Origin of the sequence: Tsukamurella soli (assembly GCF_039541155.1) — a bacterium.
GTDB lineage: Bacteria > Actinomycetota > Actinomycetes > Mycobacteriales > Mycobacteriaceae > Tsukamurella > Tsukamurella soli.
The window spans coordinates 1-16,127 of sequence record NZ_BAABFR010000110.1; the positions used below are offsets into that span (position 1 = coordinate 1).

Annotated in this window: 13 protein-coding genes; 3 read left to right on the top strand and 10 right to left on the bottom strand. The window is 68.9% G+C overall.

Annotated elements, in window-relative coordinates; all coding sequences use genetic code 11:
• Window positions 1–405 precede the first annotated feature (405 nt).
• From ABD908_RS22950 to ABD908_RS22965, 4 genes are all read right to left on the bottom strand, one after another.
• The gene (locus ABD908_RS22950; protein ID WP_345000391.1) at window positions 406–1,341 is read right to left on the bottom strand and encodes a sigma-70 family RNA polymerase sigma factor; all 936 of its coding nucleotides are present in this window, start codon (window positions 1,339–1,341) and stop codon (window positions 406–408) included.
• Window positions 1,342–1,351: 10 nt separating this feature from the next.
• Window positions 1,352–2,542, bottom strand: a complete 1,191-nt coding sequence (locus ABD908_RS22955) for an NAD(P)/FAD-dependent oxidoreductase (protein ID WP_345000392.1) — start codon at window positions 2,540–2,542, stop codon at window positions 1,352–1,354.
• 84 nt (window positions 2,543–2,626) lie between these two features.
• Window positions 2,627–3,988, bottom strand: coding sequence for a fatty acid desaturase (locus ABD908_RS22960; protein ID WP_345000394.1), 1,362 nt, complete (start codon window positions 3,986–3,988; stop codon window positions 2,627–2,629).
• A 68-nt stretch (window positions 3,989–4,056) separates the two neighbouring features.
• Window positions 4,057–5,337, bottom strand: a complete 1,281-nt coding sequence (locus ABD908_RS22965; protein ID WP_345000396.1) for a fatty acid desaturase family protein — start codon at window positions 5,335–5,337, stop codon at window positions 4,057–4,059.
• Window positions 5,338–5,587: 250 nt separating this feature from the next.
• Between ABD908_RS22965 and ABD908_RS22970 the strand changes: the two genes are divergently transcribed.
• Both ABD908_RS22970 and ABD908_RS22975 read left to right on the top strand, forming a co-directional pair.
• Window positions 5,588–5,857 (top strand): type II toxin-antitoxin system Phd/YefM family antitoxin, encoded by a 270-nt coding sequence (locus tag ABD908_RS22970; RefSeq protein WP_345000398.1) that lies wholly within the window; start codon window positions 5,588–5,590, stop codon window positions 5,855–5,857.
• Window positions 5,847–6,320, top strand: a complete 474-nt coding sequence (locus ABD908_RS22975) for a type II toxin-antitoxin system VapC family toxin (protein ID WP_345000400.1) — start codon at window positions 5,847–5,849, stop codon at window positions 6,318–6,320. Before ABD908_RS22970 ends, ABD908_RS22975 begins: the two co-directional genes overlap by 11 nt.
• A gap of 65 nt (window positions 6,321–6,385) precedes the next feature.
• On the opposite strand, the gene ABD908_RS22980 is transcribed toward ABD908_RS22975, so the two are convergent.
• From ABD908_RS22980 to ABD908_RS22995, 4 genes are all read right to left on the bottom strand, one after another.
• Window positions 6,386–7,654, bottom strand: coding sequence for a fatty acid desaturase family protein (locus ABD908_RS22980; RefSeq protein ID WP_345000402.1), 1,269 nt, complete (start codon window positions 7,652–7,654; stop codon window positions 6,386–6,388).
• Between the two features lie 110 nt (window positions 7,655–7,764).
• The gene (locus tag ABD908_RS22985; RefSeq protein ID WP_345000404.1) at window positions 7,765–8,904 is read right to left on the bottom strand and encodes a ferredoxin reductase; all 1,140 of its coding nucleotides are present in this window, start codon (window positions 8,902–8,904) and stop codon (window positions 7,765–7,767) included.
• A 63-nt stretch (window positions 8,905–8,967) separates the two neighbouring features.
• Entirely contained in the window at window positions 8,968–9,534 is a 567-nt protein-coding gene (locus ABD908_RS22990; RefSeq protein ID WP_345000406.1) for a DUF6912 family protein, read from the bottom strand.
• A gap of 50 nt (window positions 9,535–9,584) precedes the next feature.
• Complete coding sequence (locus tag ABD908_RS22995; protein ID WP_345000408.1) at window positions 9,585–10,991, bottom strand: WS/DGAT/MGAT family O-acyltransferase; 1,407 nt, start codon at window positions 10,989–10,991, stop codon at window positions 9,585–9,587.
• 146 nt (window positions 10,992–11,137) lie between these two features.
• Between ABD908_RS22995 and ABD908_RS23000 the strand changes: the two genes are divergently transcribed.
• Window positions 11,138–11,725 (top strand): Rv3235 family protein, encoded by a 588-nt coding sequence (locus ABD908_RS23000; RefSeq protein ID WP_345000410.1) that lies wholly within the window; start codon window positions 11,138–11,140, stop codon window positions 11,723–11,725.
• Window positions 11,726–11,752: 27 nt separating this feature from the next.
• Here the strand turns inward: ABD908_RS23000 and secA are convergent, their stop codons facing one another.
• Together secA and hpf are read right to left on the bottom strand one after the other, a co-directional pair.
• Window positions 11,753–14,458, bottom strand: coding sequence for a preprotein translocase subunit SecA (secA, locus tag ABD908_RS23005; protein ID WP_385924434.1), 2,706 nt, complete (start codon window positions 14,456–14,458; stop codon window positions 11,753–11,755).
• 160 nt (window positions 14,459–14,618) lie between these two features.
• Window positions 14,619–15,347: a ribosome hibernation-promoting factor, HPF/YfiA family gene (gene hpf / locus ABD908_RS23010; protein ID WP_345000414.1), complete on the bottom strand. Its 729-nt coding sequence runs from the start codon at window positions 15,345–15,347 to the stop codon at window positions 14,619–14,621.
• Window positions 15,348–16,127: the final 780 nt, after the last annotated feature.

The following is a 16,127-nucleotide window of genomic DNA, read 5'->3' on the forward strand; positions in this document are numbered from 1 at the left end:
TCCTAAGACCGCTTGGCCTCCGACTTCAGGCGGTCGCGCGCACCGCCACCGTCGCGCACGACGTGGCGGGCGCCGCCATCGCCCCGGGCGACGCGGTGCTCGTCGTGATCGCGGCCGCGAACCGAGACCCGGCCGTGTTTCCCGAACCCGATACGCTCTGTGCCGATCGCGACGGCCCGCCCACGCTGGAGTTCGGGCACGGGGCGCACTACTGCCTCGGTGCGGCGCTGGCGCGGCTCGAACTCGAGCGCGCGCTCCCCCGCGTCCTGGCGCGGCGCCCCACGCCGACCGGCCCGGTCACCTGGCGGGACACGCCCGCCATCCGGGGGCCGCTTCATGCGCCGGTGGTCTTCACCGCATAGCGAGCATTCGCGGGCAGCGACGGCCGGACACCCGGCTTCTCGGTCACCATGCCGGGATGAACGGGGCGTCGTGCTCGTCCAGACGCCACCCCGCGTCCAGGCGCCCCAGCCGGGCGAGTGCACCGACGCCGAACACCGTAGCGACCCGCTCGCCGCGCAGGCAGAGCACCACCACCCCCACCACTCGGTCGCCGACCGTGGCGATGGCAGCGGGCGACCCGTTGACGCTACCGACGTGGATGGCCGGCACCCCGCCGGCGATCCTGCGCTTCGCGGGCGTCGGGGCGAAGCCGGCCCGCACCATGGTGGCGACGCGCTCGGGTGCCGCGTACTGCAACAATCGCCTGGCCAGCCCGGCCCCGTCCGAAACCGCCGACACGTCGTCGGTGAGCATCTCCAGCAGCCGGTCCGTGCGTCCCGACACGGCCGCGTCGACGAACTCCTCGACGATCCGACGCGCGGCAGCATCGTCCACCCGGGAGCCGCGACGATCGGAGGCGAGGTGCCGCCGAGCTCGGAGCGCATGCTGTTGGCTGGCCGACTCGGTGATGTCGAGGATCTCGGCGATCTCGCGGTGGCGGTGCCCGAATGCCTCGCGGAGTACATACACGGCGCGCTCGGTCGGCGTCAGGCGCTCCATAAGGAGCAGGACCGCCAAGGTGACGGACTCGCGCTGCTCCACAGTCTCCGCGGGGCCGAGCATCGGGTCGCCCCCGAGTAAGGGCTCCGGCAACCATGCGCCCACGGCACGTTCGTGCCGCACACGGGCCGAGCGCAGTCGATCGACCGCGAGGTTCGTCACCACCTTCGTCAGCCACGCCTCCGGCACGTCGACGCGCGCCCGGTCGGCGTGCTCCCAGCGTAGGAAAGCGTCCTGGACGACGTCCTCCGCGTCGGCGGCCGAGCCGAGCAGGCGGTATGCGAGCGCACCGAGCCTGTCCCGGTTCGCCTCGAACCGCGCGATATCGGTAGTGTCCACGCACTCCGCCCTATGCCGCGGGAGCGGCCGCGGGGCGGCCCGCAGCGGCGGTCAGGTGACGCCTGTGTGTGGGCAATCCGAACGTCGGATGCCCAAGGCTCACAACGGAACCCCACAGAATCGCCGCCTTGAGGCGGGCCGCGATCCTGCCGCGCAGGGCCCACCGCTTCGAGATCCCTCGCCCATCGACGAACTGGAACAACGCGTCCCCGCGCCCCAGGCTGACGTGGTTACCGGCGTACAGCAGTGGCTTTCGCGGTGCGTCTCGACCGGTCAGGTCGGCGATGATCGTGGCCGTCGCCTGCATGCTGGTGAAGCCCGCCGAAGCGCAGGACATGGGCAACGGCCGGCCGTTATCGCCGATCACGAAGACGCTGTCGCCGGCGGCGTAGACCTCCGGGTGCGAGATCGAACGCATCATCCGATCGACGGTCACCCTCCCGTCGGGCTCGACGGCGAGACCGCTCGCCGCGGCGATCGGTGCGGTCGCGAAGCCCGCCGCCCACACGGTGACATCGGACACGAGCACCGTGCCGTCCGCCGTGACCACCCCCGTCTGCTCCACGCGATGCACGGCCGAGAGCTCGTGGACGTCGATCCCGAGTCGGGCGAACGCGCGCAGCATGTGCGCCCGAGCCTCGGCGCCCAGCCATCCGCCCACCTCTCCGCTGGTCGCCAGGGCGATCCGCAGTGTGGGACGGGCCTCTGCGATCTCGGTGACCGTCTCGATCGCGGTGAGGTTCCCGCCGACGACGACCACCCGGTCACCGTCGCCGAGCTCGTCGAGCCGCTGCCGCAGACGCAATGCCGCAGGCCTGGATGTCACATGGCAGGCGTGCTCGGCGGCGCCGGGCACGGTCCCGTCGGCGACGGCGCTGCCGAGCGCGTAGACGAGGGTGTCGTACTCCAGCCTGTCGATGCGGTCCCCGTCGGCGACGACGACGGTGCGGGCGTCGGCGTCGACTGCGAGGACGCCGGCCACTCGCAGCTGTATCGCGGTCCCCGCGAAGAACTTGGCGAGCGGGATCCGCCGCAGTCGGTGCCCGGCCGCGAGCTGGTGCAGCCGCATCCGCTCGACGAAGTCGGCCTCGGCGTTGACGACGGTGATCGCGACGTCGTCGGGATGCAGGTGGCGGGCGAGGTGCCCCGCGGCGAACGCCCCGGCGTATCCGGCCCCGAGGATCACGATGCGGTGTGTCATGGCTTGCTCCAGTCTGGGTGTGAAGGTGACTCCACCCCTATGACGAGCCAGACCCCGAACCCATGACGATCGCGGGTCGGACCACTACCTCGCTCGGCGCGCCTTGCGGTCGGCGCGGGCCCGTCGCTTCTCGTCGACCCTGCGATGGGCGAGGTCGGCGAGCGCCGTGCGCAGGCCGACCCGCTGCACCTGCTCCTGCGCTGCAGCCAGCCCCTCCTGAGCGTGCACGAGGCGGTCGTGTGCGGACTCCTGCGCATGCGCGAGGCGCTCCTGTGCGGACTCCTGCGCGTGCGACAGCTTGTCCCGCATCGCGAAGCGCAGCTCGGACGCCGTCTCGGGGGCGTCGTCGCTGGTGGCCCGCAGCAGCTTGTCCGGCAGCGACAGCTTGGCGATGGTGCGCGACGTGAGACCGTACTGCTTCGCCAGCGACCCCTCGGTGTACGGCAGGTCGTACTTCTCGCACAGCGCGCGGACGCGGACGGCGATGGCGGCCAGGCGGTTCGACGGGAGGTCGGGGAACAGGTGGTGCTCGATCTGGTAGCTCAGGTTGCCGGACATGAAGTCCATGACCGGGCCACCGGTGATGTTGGCGCTGCCGAGCATCTGCCGCAGGTACCACTCCCCGTGCGTCTCGTCCTCGATCGACTCGGGCGTGAACTTCTCGGCGCCGTCGGGGAAGTGTCCGCAGAAGATCACCGCGTACGTCCACACGTTGCGGATCACGTTCGCGGCGAGGTTGGCCCCGGCCGTGCGGCGGAACGATCCGCCGAGTGCCCTGCCGAGCAGGGGGTATGCGATGAAGTCCTTGCCCACCTGCCGGGCGGACTTGACGCCCAGCTCGCGCAGCTGCGGGCGGGCGACGTCCCACGACTTGTTACCGGCGAAGACCTCCTTGAGCTCGAGGTCGTGCAGTGCGATGCCCCACTCGAAGGTGACGCCGAGGAGCAGGCTGCCCAGGGGCTGGATGATCCGCTTGAGCTGCCAGCGCTCGTCGCGGGTGACCCGGAGTACCCCGTACCCGACGTCCAGGTCCAGCCCGACCACGTTGGTGTACTTGTGATGCATGTAGTTGTGCGAGTGCATCCAGTGCGCCGAAGGGCACGCCATGTCCCACTCCCACGAGGTGGAGTGGATCTCGGGGTCGTTCATCCAGTCCCACTGACCGTGGATGATGTTGTGCCCGAGCTCCATGTTCTCGATGATCTTCGCGAGCGCCAGCATCGAGACCCCGGCGCCCCACAGCACACGGCTGCGGGAGCCGAGAAGCGCGGCGCGCCCGCCGATCTCGAGCACGCGTTGCGCGCGGATGACGCGGTGGATGTAGCGGGCGTCGGCCGCCCCCCGGGATTCCTCGACCTCGGTGCGGATCGCGTCGAGTTCGCCGGCGAGTGCCTCGACGTCCTCGTCGCTCAAGTGCGCGTAGAGCGCTATGTCATTGATGGCCACGCCGAGGCCGCCTTCCTACGATCAGGCTTCGCCCAACGATAGCGCAGCCGTGACCCGTCCGGGTATCGTCAGCCCGCCAGCTCGGCGACGTGCGTACGCAGGCCGCGCCGGTGACCGTCGGCGTCGACGACGCCCCTGACCACGGTGCTGACCCCGCTGTCGTCGTAGAAGCGCTTCTCCGAGTGGGTCTCGGGCGCGTCGTCCGCGGTCGCCTTGAGGTACTTGTCGGGCAGCGACAGCTTGATCACCGTGCGCCACGACTCGGCGTACTGCCGCCAGATCGACCCGGTGTTGTAGGGCAGGTCGTACTTCTCGCAGATCTCCTGCACGCGCGACGCGAGGTAGTTGTACCGGTTGGAGGGCAGGTCCGGGTACAGGTGGTGCTCGATCTGCCGGCCCAGGTGGCCCGACAGGAAGTGCAGCAGGTTGCTACCCTCGAAGTTCGCGGTCCCGAGCATCTGCCGCAGATACCACTCGTGCAGGGTCTCCGACTCGATGTCCTCGACCGTGAACTTCTCCGCGTCGTCCGGGAAGTGACCGCAGAAGATGGTCATGTGATCCCACACGTCGCGGACGGTGTTGGCGACGTAGTTGGCCGACGCCGCCTTCTTGTACCCGCGGGAGCCGGTGAACGGCACCGCCAGCGCGGGGAACAGCACGTAGTCCTTGGCGGTCTGCTTGCCGATCTTGGTGAGGACGATCTTCAGCCGCCGACGGAACTCGACCCAGTCGTACTCGGCGTACTGCTCTCCCCCGTTGAGCCGCGCCTTGATGGCGTTCATCAGCTCGAGGTGCTGCACGGCCTTGCCGTACTGGAACCCCGTGGCGAGGATGACGTTGTACACCGGGTTCAGCGCCATGTACGGCTCCCACGGCTGATCGCGCGTGACGCGCAGGATGCCGTAGCCGATGTCGTCGTCCAGGTCGGTGACGTTGGTGTACTTGTGGTGCATGTAGTTGTGGGTGTGCCGCCAGAACTTGCCGTCCGACGCCGAGTCCCACTCCCAGTTGGTCGAGTGGATCTCCGGATCGTTCATCCAGTCCCACTGGCCGTGCATGATGTTGTGACCGAGCTCGTTGTTCTCGATCACCTTGGCGTACGACAGGCACGCCGCGGACGCCGCCCAGGCGGCCTTGCCCTTCCAGCCCTTCGCGCCGGCGGCGAGACCGAACACGCGCCCCGCGGCCTCGGCGACACGCTGGCTCTTGATCACCCGGCGGATGTACTTCGCGTCCTCTTCGCCGCGGCTCTCCTCGATCTCGCGACGCAGGGCGTCGAGTTCGGCGCCGAGCGCCTCGATGTCGGCCTCGGTCAGGTGCGCGTACTCCGCGATGTCGGTGATAGCCACGTATGCGTCCTACTCGTTCGGTGAATCCTCCGCCCGGACGGCACACGGCGATCCGCACGGAAATACGTACGGCCACGGTATCAGAACCGATAGGACAACAAAACCAAAGTTGTCCCACCGAGGCCGTTGTGTGACGCAATCCTCCCGCGCCCGCCCACCGCGGGCTGCTCGTCGATCACCGGGCGGGAGCACTGTCTTACGCGTGGAAACGCGGTAGCACCGTGTGGCACAGAAAGGGTAGCCTCGGTCCATGACGACTCAGCCGGAGATCACCCAACGTGACCTGCGCAGCCGATCCAGGGAGATCATGGACGCAGTCGAGCACGGGCAGTCGTTCACAGTGACGCGCGACGGCCATGAGATCGGCGAACTGATCCCGTTACGCCGTCGGCGCCGGTTCGTGTCGAGACAGGACTTCGCCACGATGTCTCGCCACGCGCCCAGCATCGACGCAGGCTCATTCCGCGCCGACCAGGAAGTCGCAAGCACCTCGGAGACGGACAGTCCGTATGACCGATGAGCCGCACCCTCAAGGACTCATCGACACGAATATCGTGATCCTTCGCGGATCGATCGACCCTGCCGAGCTACCAGCGACGATGGCGATCAGCGCCATCACTATGGCTGAGTTGTCAGCCGGGCCGCATCAGGTGCGCGGCAACGACGAGCAGGACGACTACGACGAACTCACGGAGCGTGCACGCAGGCTCGACATCCTCCAGCGCGCGGAGAGCGAGTTCGACCCGATAGCGTTCGACGCCGAAGCTGCGCGAATCTACGGCCGCGTCGCGGCGGCGGTGATCCGAGTCGGCCGCAAACCGCGCCGACGGATCGCGGACCTGATGATCGCATCGATCGCGATCGCCGAAGAACTTCCGCTGTTCACCACGAATCCGAACGATTTCGCCGGTCTCGATTCGCTCCTCACGATCGTGCCGGTCACCCGGCCCGCAGCGCCGAGTGACCGGCGCAGCTCGAGGTAGCCCGGATACGGCAGGGGCCCGACGGTGACGTGTGGTCACCGTCGGGCCCCTGCGGGACGAACGTGTCAGGCCGACAGACCGCGCCTGTGCCGGCGCGCGTGCACCGCGGCCCGGGCGGCCTTGAGACCGAACCGACGACCGGTGGACTCGTCGACCCTGGCCTCGGCGAACTCGGTGCCCGCGAACATCGCCTCGGACGCCGTCTCAGGCGCGTCGTCGGCGGAGTCTTTGAGGTACTTGTTCGGCAGCGACAGCTTGGCGATGGTGCGCCACGCCTTGAAGTACTGCACGTGCAGCGGACCGGCGGTGTACGGCAGGTCGTACTTGTCGCACAGCTCCCGCACCCGCACGCCGATCGCGGAGAGCCGGTTGGAGGGCAGGTCGGGGAACAGGTGGTGCTCGATCTGGTAGCTCAGGTTTCCGGAGAGGAAGTCGATGACCGGGCCACCTGTGAGGTTCGCGGAGCCGAGCATCTGCCGCAGGTACCACTCCGCCTGCGTCTCGTTGTCGACGTCCTGCAGCGTGAACTTCTCGGCGCCGTCGGGGAAGTGGCCGCAGAAGATCACCGCATTGGTCCAGACGTTGCGGATGACGTTGCCGGTGAGGTTCGCGGTCATCGCCCGGCGCCAGCCCTTGCCGCCGCCCAGGGGCACGCACAGCGCCGGGAAGATCACGTAGTCCTTGAGTACCTGCCGGCCGACCTTCTTGCCCACGTCCTTGGCGTCGTGCTTGAACTTCTCGCGGTCGTAGTACGGCTTGTTCCACTTCTGGATCGCGCGACCGAGCTCAAGGTGCTGGATCGCCACGCCGTACTCGAAGGCCAGCATCAGGATCGTGTTGTAGACGATGTTCCCGGCGTTGAACGGCGTCCACGGCTGGTCACGGGTGACGCGCAGGGTCTTGTAGCCCACGTCGTCGTCCATGTCGAGGACGTTGGTGTACTTGTGGTGGATGTAGTTGTGGGTGTGCTTCCACAGCCGCGACGTACCGGTGTTGTCCCACTCCCACGAGGTCGAGTGGATCTCCGGATCGTTCATCCAGTCCCACTGCCCGTGCATGATGTTGTGCCCGAGCTCCATGTTCTCGATGACCTTGGCGACGCCCAGGGCCACCGCGCCGCCCCACCACAGGCCGCGATTGCGCGCGCCGAGCACCATGAGCCGGCCCGACACCTCCAGCGCCCGGTGCGCGGCGATCGTGCGCCGGATATAGCGCACGTCGGCCTCGCCGCGGTCCATCTCGATCTCGCGGCGGATCGCGTCGAGTTCGGCCCCCAGCGCCTCGATGTCCGCCGCGGTCAAGTGGGCGTACTCGGGGATGTCGGTGATTGCCATGCGGCACCCTTCCGTAGGTATCAACCTACGCAACCGTAAGTTACGGAGTCGTAGGCTGTCAACGGATACTGTCGAGTGTGAGCCGTTCGTCCGGTTCAGCAGGCGGCCGGTTACGCGTCGAGCGTGCAGTCCCCCACCGCGACGGCGATGCAGGTCTGGATACGCTCGCCCTCGACATGCAGGTCGCCGCTACGCAGGTCCCGCGTCTGGCCGTCGGTGAGCTGCACGACGCAGGTCTGGCAGATGCCCATCCGGCAGCCGAACGGCATCTGGACGCCGGCGGCCTCCCCCGCCTCGAGCAGCGTGGTGGCACCGTCTACCTCGGTGACCTTGTTCGACTTCGCGAACCGGACCTCGCCGCCGCTCGCCGAGACGTCCGCGCGCTCGACGGTGAAGCGCTCCTGGTGGAGGCGGTCGCTGATCTTCTTCGCCGCCCACGCCTTCTCCATGTCGTTGAGGAAGACGCCGGGGCCGCAGATCCAGGTCTGGCGCTCGGCCCAGTCGGGCACGACCTCGCCGATGTTGTCGGGGGTCAGGCGGCCGGCCTCGCGGGTGTACCGCAGCCGGATCGACACGTTCCGATGCGCCGCGTCGAACTCCTCGAGCTCCTGACGGAACAGCGCCGAGTCGGCGTCGGGGGCCGAGTGCACGGCCACGATGTCGGTGTCGGCGGGGATGCCGCGGCGGTCGAGCGTGCGCAGCATGGACATCACGGGGGTGATGCCACTGCCCGCGGTGAGGAACAGGACCTTCTTCGGCAGCGGGTTCGGCAGGGTGAAATCACCGGCCGGTGCCTGCATGCGGACGACGGTGCCGGGCGCGACGCCGTTGACCAGATGCGACGAGAGGAAGCCCTCCTGCATCGCCTTGACGGTGATGCTCACCTCACGTGCGCCGCCACCCGCCTCGGGTACCGACGTCAGCGAGTACGAGCGCCACGTCCAACGGCCGTCGATGAGCAGACCGATGCCGACGTACTGGCCCGGCTGGTAGTGCGTCGAGAAGCCCCAGCCGGTGCGGATGGTGAGAGTGACCGACTCGTCGGTCTCCTTGCGTACGCTGACGATCTGACCGCGCAGCTCGCGGGCGGACCACAGCGGATTGACCAGGTGCAGGTAGTCGTCCGGCAGTAGAGGCGTCGTCAGACGCGCCACGGCACCGCGCACCAGGTTGGTGCGGGGGTGCTGGGAGGCGACGTCCTTAGCGGGGCCCTCGAGCCATTCCTTGAAGCCGCGGAGAGTGTTGCTCATAGCCAGAAACGATACTTGCCCGCGGGCCGCTCGCCCCAACTCCCCGGCGGTCTCTGTGATCGGTCACAGCAGTTCCAGCAGGAACGGCAGCTCCTGCGTCGCGTACCAGGCCAGATCGTGGTCCTCAGCGTCGCCCACGGCGAGCTCGGCGTCCTCGTCACCGAGGTCCGCGGCGTCCACCACCGCGGCCGCGGCCTTCACCGCGTCCTCGGCCGCGGCGACGTCGACGTGCACCGCCACAACGTCCTTCAGCCGGATCGGCTGGGTCACCTTGAGAACCGCGTCGTCGAGGTCGGGGCGCTCCTTCGCCGACCCCACATCGGCGGTGATCACCACCCGCCGCACCGGCAGCGGTGCGCCGGCCCCCGCAGCGGCACCGCCACCGTCGGCAACGGCATCGCCGGCACCGTCGGGCTCGGCACCGTCGGGCTCGTCGATGGCGAGCAGTCGCAGCGACGCCCGGGCGGCCTGACGCATCGCCGCCTCGGCCAGCTCGTCGTCGTCGCCCGACGTATACGCCTCACGCAGCGCGGGCGTGACACCGAAGACGGTGCCGCCCAACGGGAACAGCTCGCCCTCGCGCTGCAGCGTCGTCAGCGCGTTCAGCGTCGCAGGAACATAGACCAGCATCGATCTCCTCGTGTCGGCCGACCGCTCGGAGCGCGGCCCGCGATGGTCCGTCAGGACTTCGCGACCTCGACCAGCTCCTCGAGCGCCTCGTACAGGAACTCCGTCATCGAGACTACGTCCCACATCCCGTCGCGATCCGCGTTGAGCCCCATGTACACCTTGCCGTTGTACGACGTGATGCCGATGGTGACCACCTGATTCGCGATCAGCGGGGGCACGGGATACATGTCGAGCAGCTCGTTGCCGGCCAGGTAGACGGGGGCCTGCGGGCCGGGCGCGTTGGTCACCAGGATGTTGAACAGACGCGGCGGCACGCTCAGCGCGGTCCGGGTGCCCAGCGCATGCATCGTGGACGGTGGGAAGCCGCCCGCGGTCGCGAGCGCACGCGCCGCCACCTGGCGGTTGCGGTCCACCTGGCTCGCCGCCTCATGCGCGATCTGGCGCAGCCGGATCACCGTATTGCCCTCGGCCACCGGCAGACTCACCACATATGCCTGCAGCTGCCGCTGGGGTTGATCGGGCACGCCGTCGTCGACGGCGATCGGGACCAGCGCCTGCACCTGCGTCGACTGCGAGATCGGCTCCCCACGCGATATGAGCCAGGTGCGGAGCCCGCCGGCGACCACCGACAGCAGCAGGTCGTTGACCGTGCAGCCGTATGCGGTGCGGAGCTTGCGGAACTGCGCGAGCTCCATCGTGACCACTGCGTACCGACGACTGCGCGAGATCGGCACGTTGAGCGACCGGACCGGCGCCGCGGCCGCCCGCGAGCGCACGATGCCGGCCGCCCGGACGGCCACCTCCGTCACCGCCTCGCGCAGGCCGCCGACCGACTCGGCGACCTCGCCGACCACCCCCTGCACCATCGAGACGGCCCGCTTGGGCCGCGAGAGGAGATCGACCACGGCACCCACCACAAGCTCGCCGTCGCTGGGCTCGTGCTGGCCCATCCACATGTCGTCCGCGGGCTCCGGCAGTCGCCGCGTCGGCGTCAGCAGGACCTGCATGATCTCCAGTCCACCCGCGCGCCCGTTGACCAGCGCCAGGTGCGACTTGGTGAACACGGCCATCCGGCCGTCGGCAAGCCCCTCGATCAGGTACATCTCCCACAGTGGGCGCTCACGGTCGAGGGGGCGGGAGTTGAGGCGGGCGACGAGGTCGTGCAACTGGTCCTCGCTGCCCGGCTGGGGCAGCGCGGAGACCCGCACGTGATAGGTGATGTCGAAATCGCGGTCGTCGACCCAGATCGGGCGGCCCAGCCCCAACGGGACCTGCTTGACCTTCTGGCGGTAGCGCGGAACCGTCGCGAGCCGCTCCTCCACCGCGTTCAGCAGCTGGTCGTGGTCGAGTCCCACCGCGGGCTTGCGGAAGATCGCCAGCGACCCGATGTGGGTCGGAGTGGTCGAGTCCTCCAACGCGAAGAACTCGGCGTCCGCCTGGCTCAGCCGACCCTTCATCGGCGTCTCCTTCCGTGCCGTGGCGAGCTGATGTGGCCCGTTGAGCCGCAGCTTAACCGCTGCGACGGGGCCCGGTGACCCGGAGGGTGCGAAACCCGATCGGGACCAATCGGGATCCGACCGGGGCCCTCGTGCGTCTAATGGGTATGGGGGTATCGACCACAGCACCGGCCGCTCGAACCGCATCGGCCGCACACAGCACACCCGCCGGTAAGTTCCGCCTGCTGCGCGCGCCCGCGGCCGAGCCGCCGCTGACGGGGCTCACGCCCGGGGCGTCTGACCCGTCGCACCCGGGCCTCGCGACGGCTCCGGCGCCGCTCACGGTGGGACCCTCGGTGCCGGTGCCCACCCATCCGGACGGCCCGGTCGGCGGCGACGCCCACCTGCACGCACGGCGGTTCGTCCTGACCACGCTACGGCCGATGTTCGAGGTCCTCGACCGGCGGCGCCCCGCCAAACACCTCACGGCGATCGCGACCGGCACCGTCGTCGACGTGTTGCGGTCGCTTGCCGATACCGCGCCGGCGCCGCCGCTGGGCTCCACCTGGCGGCGCGTGCACATCGCGCAGCCGCGACCGGTGCCGGGCGCGCCGCAGCGGGCCCGCGAACCCGACCGCCTCGGCGTCGAGGTCTTCCTGACCTACACGCGTGGCGATCGGGTGCTCGCCGCGGCGGGCCGCATCGAGTCGGGGGGCGGACGGTGGTGGTGGACCGCGTTCACGACCGTGGTGTGAGACCGCGCGCCCGCCCCGCGTCCTGCCTCACCTCCGACGGTGCCGGCTGCGGGTCTCCGTGGCGGTCGCGGCCACCTTCTGCGCCTCACGGGCCTGTTTGCGGCGCTCGGCGCGGGACACCGGCGGTTCGTCCTCGAGCCCGCCGATGCTCTCCGCGTCGCCGGATTCGGACGGTCCGGACAGGGTGATCTTCTCCATGTCGACCGGCTCGGGGGCGCCTGCTACGGGGGCCGGCGACGGCGGTGCGATACCGTCGCCCTCCTCGGCGGGCTGCACCTGGACCTTGAACAGCAGGCCCACCGACTCCTCCTTGAGCCCCTCGAGCATCCCGGAGAACATGTTGAAGCCCTCGCGCTGGTACTCGACCACGGGATCGCGCTGCGCGACCGCGCGCAGCCCGATGCCCTCCTTGAGGTAATCCATCTCGTACAGGTGCTCGCGCCACTTCTGGTCGAGCACGGTCAGCAGGATGGAGCGCTCGACCTGCCGCATGGTGCCCTCGCCGCCCGCCGCATCGACGGTGGCCTGCTGGGTGTCGTAGGCCTTGTGTGCGTCCGCGATCAACTCCGCCTTGAGCTCCTCGGCGGTGATGTCGTTGCGCTCGCCGAACTCGTTCTCGCCGGTCAGCTGCTGGTGCGGGATCTCGATCGGGTACAGGGCCTTCAGAGCGGTCCACAGCTCGTCGAGATCCCAGTCCTCCACGTACCCGGTGGCCGTCGCACCGGCGACGTAGGCGCCGATGACGTCGTCGAGCATGTGGCCGACCTGCTCGGAGAGGTCCTCGCCGCTCAGGATCTGGCGTCGCTCCTCGTAGATCACCTTGCGCTGTTCGTTGAGTACCTCGTCGTACTTGAGGACGTTCTTGCGGATCTCGAAGTTCTGTCCCTCTACCTGGGTCTGCGCGCTGCGGATGGCGCGGGAGACGAACTTGTTGTCGATCGGCACGTCGTCCGGCAGGCTTACACGGTTCATCCACGCCTCGATGGACGCGCCGTTGAAGCGCCGCATCAGCTCATCGCCGAGGCTGAGGTAGAAGCGCGACTCGCCGGGGTCACCCTGCCGCCCGGAGCGACCGCGCAGCTGGTTGTCGATGCGCCGCGACTCGTGGCGCTCAGTGCCGAGCACGTACAACCCGCCGGCCTCGCAGACCTTCTCCGCGTCGGCGGCACTCGCCTTCTTGACGGCCGCGACGGTCTCGTCCCACGCGGCCTCGTACTCGTCGGCCGTCTCCACCGGGTCGAGCCCGCGCTCGCGCAGCTGCAGGTCGGCGATGATGTCCGGGTTGCCGCCGAGCACGATGTCGGTGCCGCGGCCGGCCATGTTGGTGGCGACGGTGACGGCGCCCGACGTGCCCGCGCGCGCGATGATCGCCGCCTCCTGCTCGTGGAACTTGGCGTTGAGCACGTTGTGCGGGATCTTGCGCTTGGTCAGCTGGCGGGAGAGGTATTCGGACCGTTCCACCGAGGTGGTGCCGATCAGGACCGGCTGCCCCTTCTCGTGGCGCTCGGCGATGTCGTCGGCGATCGCGTCGAACTTCGCCTCCTCGGTCTTGTAGATCAGATCCGTCTGGTCCTGGCGCACCATCGGCCGGTTCGTGGGAATCGGGATGACGCCCAGCTTGTAGATCTCGTGCAGCTCCGCGGCCTCGGTCTCGGCCGTACCGGTCATGCCCGCGAGCTTGTCGTACATGCGGAAGTAGTTCTGCAGCGTGATCGTCGCCAAGGTCTGGTTCTCGGCCTGGATCTCGACCTTCTCCTTGGCCTCCAGCGCCTGGTGCAGCCCCTCGTTGAAGCGGCGGCCCGGCAGCACACGGCCGGTGAACTCGTCGACGATGAGCACCTCGCCGCTGCGCACGATGTAGTCCTTGTCGCGGTCGTACAGCTCCTCGGCGCGGATCGCGTTGTTGAGGTAGCTGACCAGCAGCGAGTTGGCCGAATCGTAGAGGTTGTCGATCCCGAGCTGGTCCTCGACGAGCTCGACCCCGGCCTCGTGCACGCCGATGGTCTTCTTCCGCAGGTCGACCTCGTAGTGGACGTCCTTCTCCATCATGGGCACGATCCGAGCGAACTCGGTGTACCACCGCGACGACCCGTCTGCGGGGCCCGAGATGATCAGCGGGGTCCGGGCCTCGTCGATCAGGATCGAGTCGACCTCGTCGACGATCGCGAAGTGGTGGCCGCGCTGCACCAGTTCGTCGGTGCTGTGCGCCATGTTGTCGCGCAGGTAATCGAAGCCGAACTCGTTGTTGGTGCCGTACGTGATGTCGGCCTGGTACGCCTTCCGGCGGGTGCTGGGGTCCTCACCGGCCAGGATCACATCGACCGTGAGGCCGAGGAACCGGTGCACGCGGCCCATCCACTCGCTGTCGCGCTTGGCGAGGTAGTCGTTGGTCGTCACCAGGTGGACGCCCTTGCCGGCGAGCCCGTTGAGGTAGGCGGCCATGACCGAGGTGAGGGTCTTGCCCTCGCCGGTCTTCATCTCGGCCACGTTGCCGTAGTGCAGCGCCGCGGCTCCCATGATCTGCACGTGGTAGGGCTTCTGCCCGAGCACTCGCCACGACGCCTCCCGAGCGGCGGCGAACGCTTCCGGGAGCAGGTCGTCGAGGTCGGCTCCCTCCGCGAGGAGGGCCTTGAAGTCGTCCGTCTTGCCGCGGAGCTCCTCATCGGTGAGCGACTCGTATTCGTCGCCCAACGACTCGATATGGGAGGCGAGCGCGTCCAGCCGCTTCACCATCCGGCCTTCACCGAAACGCAGCACCTTGGAAAGAACCACTGACCTGTTTCCTCATCTCCACGGACAATCATGACCCCGGTCGGCGCAACCAAGACCCCGGCCGCCGGGGGGCGCGGATGTCCGCGCCGGTCGGCGACCGGGGTCCATGGTAGGCGAGAACCTAGGTGAGGCGGATCAGGCCGTAGTCGAACGCGCGGCGGCGGTACACCACAGTGGGCCGATCGGTCTCCTTGTCGAGGAACATGAAGAAGTCGTGGCCGACGAGCTCCATCTGATAGAGCGCGTCGTCGACCGTCATCGGAGTGGCGGGGTGTTCCTTGACCCGGACCACCCGTCCCGGCTCGTGTTCGGCGAGGCCGAGCGCCTCCAGATCGACGTCCTCGAACTCCTCGCGGGCGGCGCCCGGCGACGGTTGCAGCGTGCTGGCTGCGGTGGCCTCGGCGACGGAGACGGGGCGGTGTTTCCCGTAGTGCACCTTCTCTCGGTCGGACGCTCGGCGCAGGTTCGACTGCAGCTTGGCGATGGCGTCCTCGAGCGCGGCGTAGAAGTTGTCGGCGCGCGCCTCGGCACGGGCGACGCCGCGGCCGCGGACTGTGATCTCCAGTCGCTGGCACGCCTTGGACTGTCGCCGGTTGCGTTCGTGGAAGAGGTTGACCTCGAAGATCCGAATGGTGGGCCGGAATCGCTCGAGGCGGGCGAGCTTGTCGCCGAGGTACACCCGGAAGTGCTCTGGCACTTCGACATTGCGGCCGTCGATAGCGACTGTCGCTGTAGGACTGAGGAATTCCTTCTCGCGCTCTTCGGAGGCATGGGCGGGTTCGCGGAACGGGTCGACCTCGACCGAGCTGGAACCGGACCGGTTGGTGTCGCGGGAGGAGAGAGTGGTCATTCGCGAATGCCTTTCGTTCGGAGCCGTCGCAGCGCGCGCCCGGGGGTACCAGCCCCGAGGCTTTGTATCTCGAAAATCTTATGAGAATCTCAGGCACGCAATCGATTTCGACTCAATTGGCAGCGCCGGGCGGATTGCCGAGCGCCAGGTGGGTGGCGATCACCTCCACTCACATCGCGAGGCACAGGGCCGCCGGCCGCAGCTTGCGATGCGGCGGGTCGACCCCGATGCCGTAACCGGAGAACGGGTAACCCCGAACATAGCGCCGGTGGCGTCTGCCCGCCAGCATTTGGTTCATGCGTGTCAACGCGGGGTTTCCCGGCGCGTCACCCGGAGGCCCCGCCGGGCCGGGATTCATGCCGCGGCGACCGTGAGCGCGGCGGCGACCGGCACCCCGGCCTGCGCAAGCGCACGCACACTCTCGCGCAGGGTCGCGCCGGTGGTCACCACATCGTCGACCAGCACCACCGCCGCGCCCGGCGGGGGCAGCGCACCGTCGACCCGCACGGCCCCGGCGATGTTGCCCAACCGCGCGGCGGCCCCCAGCCCCACGGAGTCGACCACGCCGGCCGACCGCAGCGCGGGGTACACGGCGATCCGGCGCACGGGCGCCGCACACCGAGCGGCCTCGGTGCAGACGGCGGTCACCACGTCGCCCCCGCGCCGCCGCGCCGCCCAGCCGGCGGCGGGCGCGGGTACGAGCGCGATGCCCGGTGCGAGCTCGCCCAAGTCGGAGGCCAAGCGGTCTTAGGAAGACAACCACTAGTCCCAACTCCTTGG

Coding starts and splice junctions, on each gene's coding strand:
- ABD908_RS22955 (WP_345000392.1), bottom strand. CDS start 2,542: ATGACACACCGCATCGTGATCCTCGGGGCCGGATACGCCGGGGCGTTC.
- ABD908_RS22970 (WP_345000398.1), top strand. CDS start 5,588: ATGACGACTCAGCCGGAGATCACCCAACGTGACCTGCGCAGCCGATCC.
- ABD908_RS22975 (WP_345000400.1), top strand. CDS start 5,847: ATGACCGATGAGCCGCACCCTCAAGGACTCATCGACACGAATATCGTG.
- ABD908_RS22980 (WP_345000402.1), bottom strand. CDS start 7,654: ATGGCAATCACCGACATCCCCGAGTACGCCCACTTGACCGCGGCGGAC.
- ABD908_RS22985 (WP_345000404.1), bottom strand. CDS start 8,904: ATGAGCAACACTCTCCGCGGCTTCAAGGAATGGCTCGAGGGCCCCGCT.
- ABD908_RS22990 (WP_345000406.1), bottom strand. CDS start 9,534: ATGCTGGTCTATGTTCCTGCGACGCTGAACGCGCTGACGACGCTGCAG.
- ABD908_RS22995 (WP_345000408.1), bottom strand. CDS start 10,991: ATGAAGGGTCGGCTGAGCCAGGCGGACGCCGAGTTCTTCGCGTTGGAG.
- ABD908_RS23000 (WP_345000410.1), top strand. CDS start 11,138: ATGGGGGTATCGACCACAGCACCGGCCGCTCGAACCGCATCGGCCGCA.
- secA (WP_385924434.1), bottom strand. CDS start 14,458: ATGGTGAAGCGGCTGGACGCGCTCGCCTCCCATATCGAGTCGTTGGGC.
- hpf (WP_345000414.1), bottom strand. CDS start 15,347: ATGACCACTCTCTCCTCCCGCGACACCAACCGGTCCGGTTCCAGCTCG.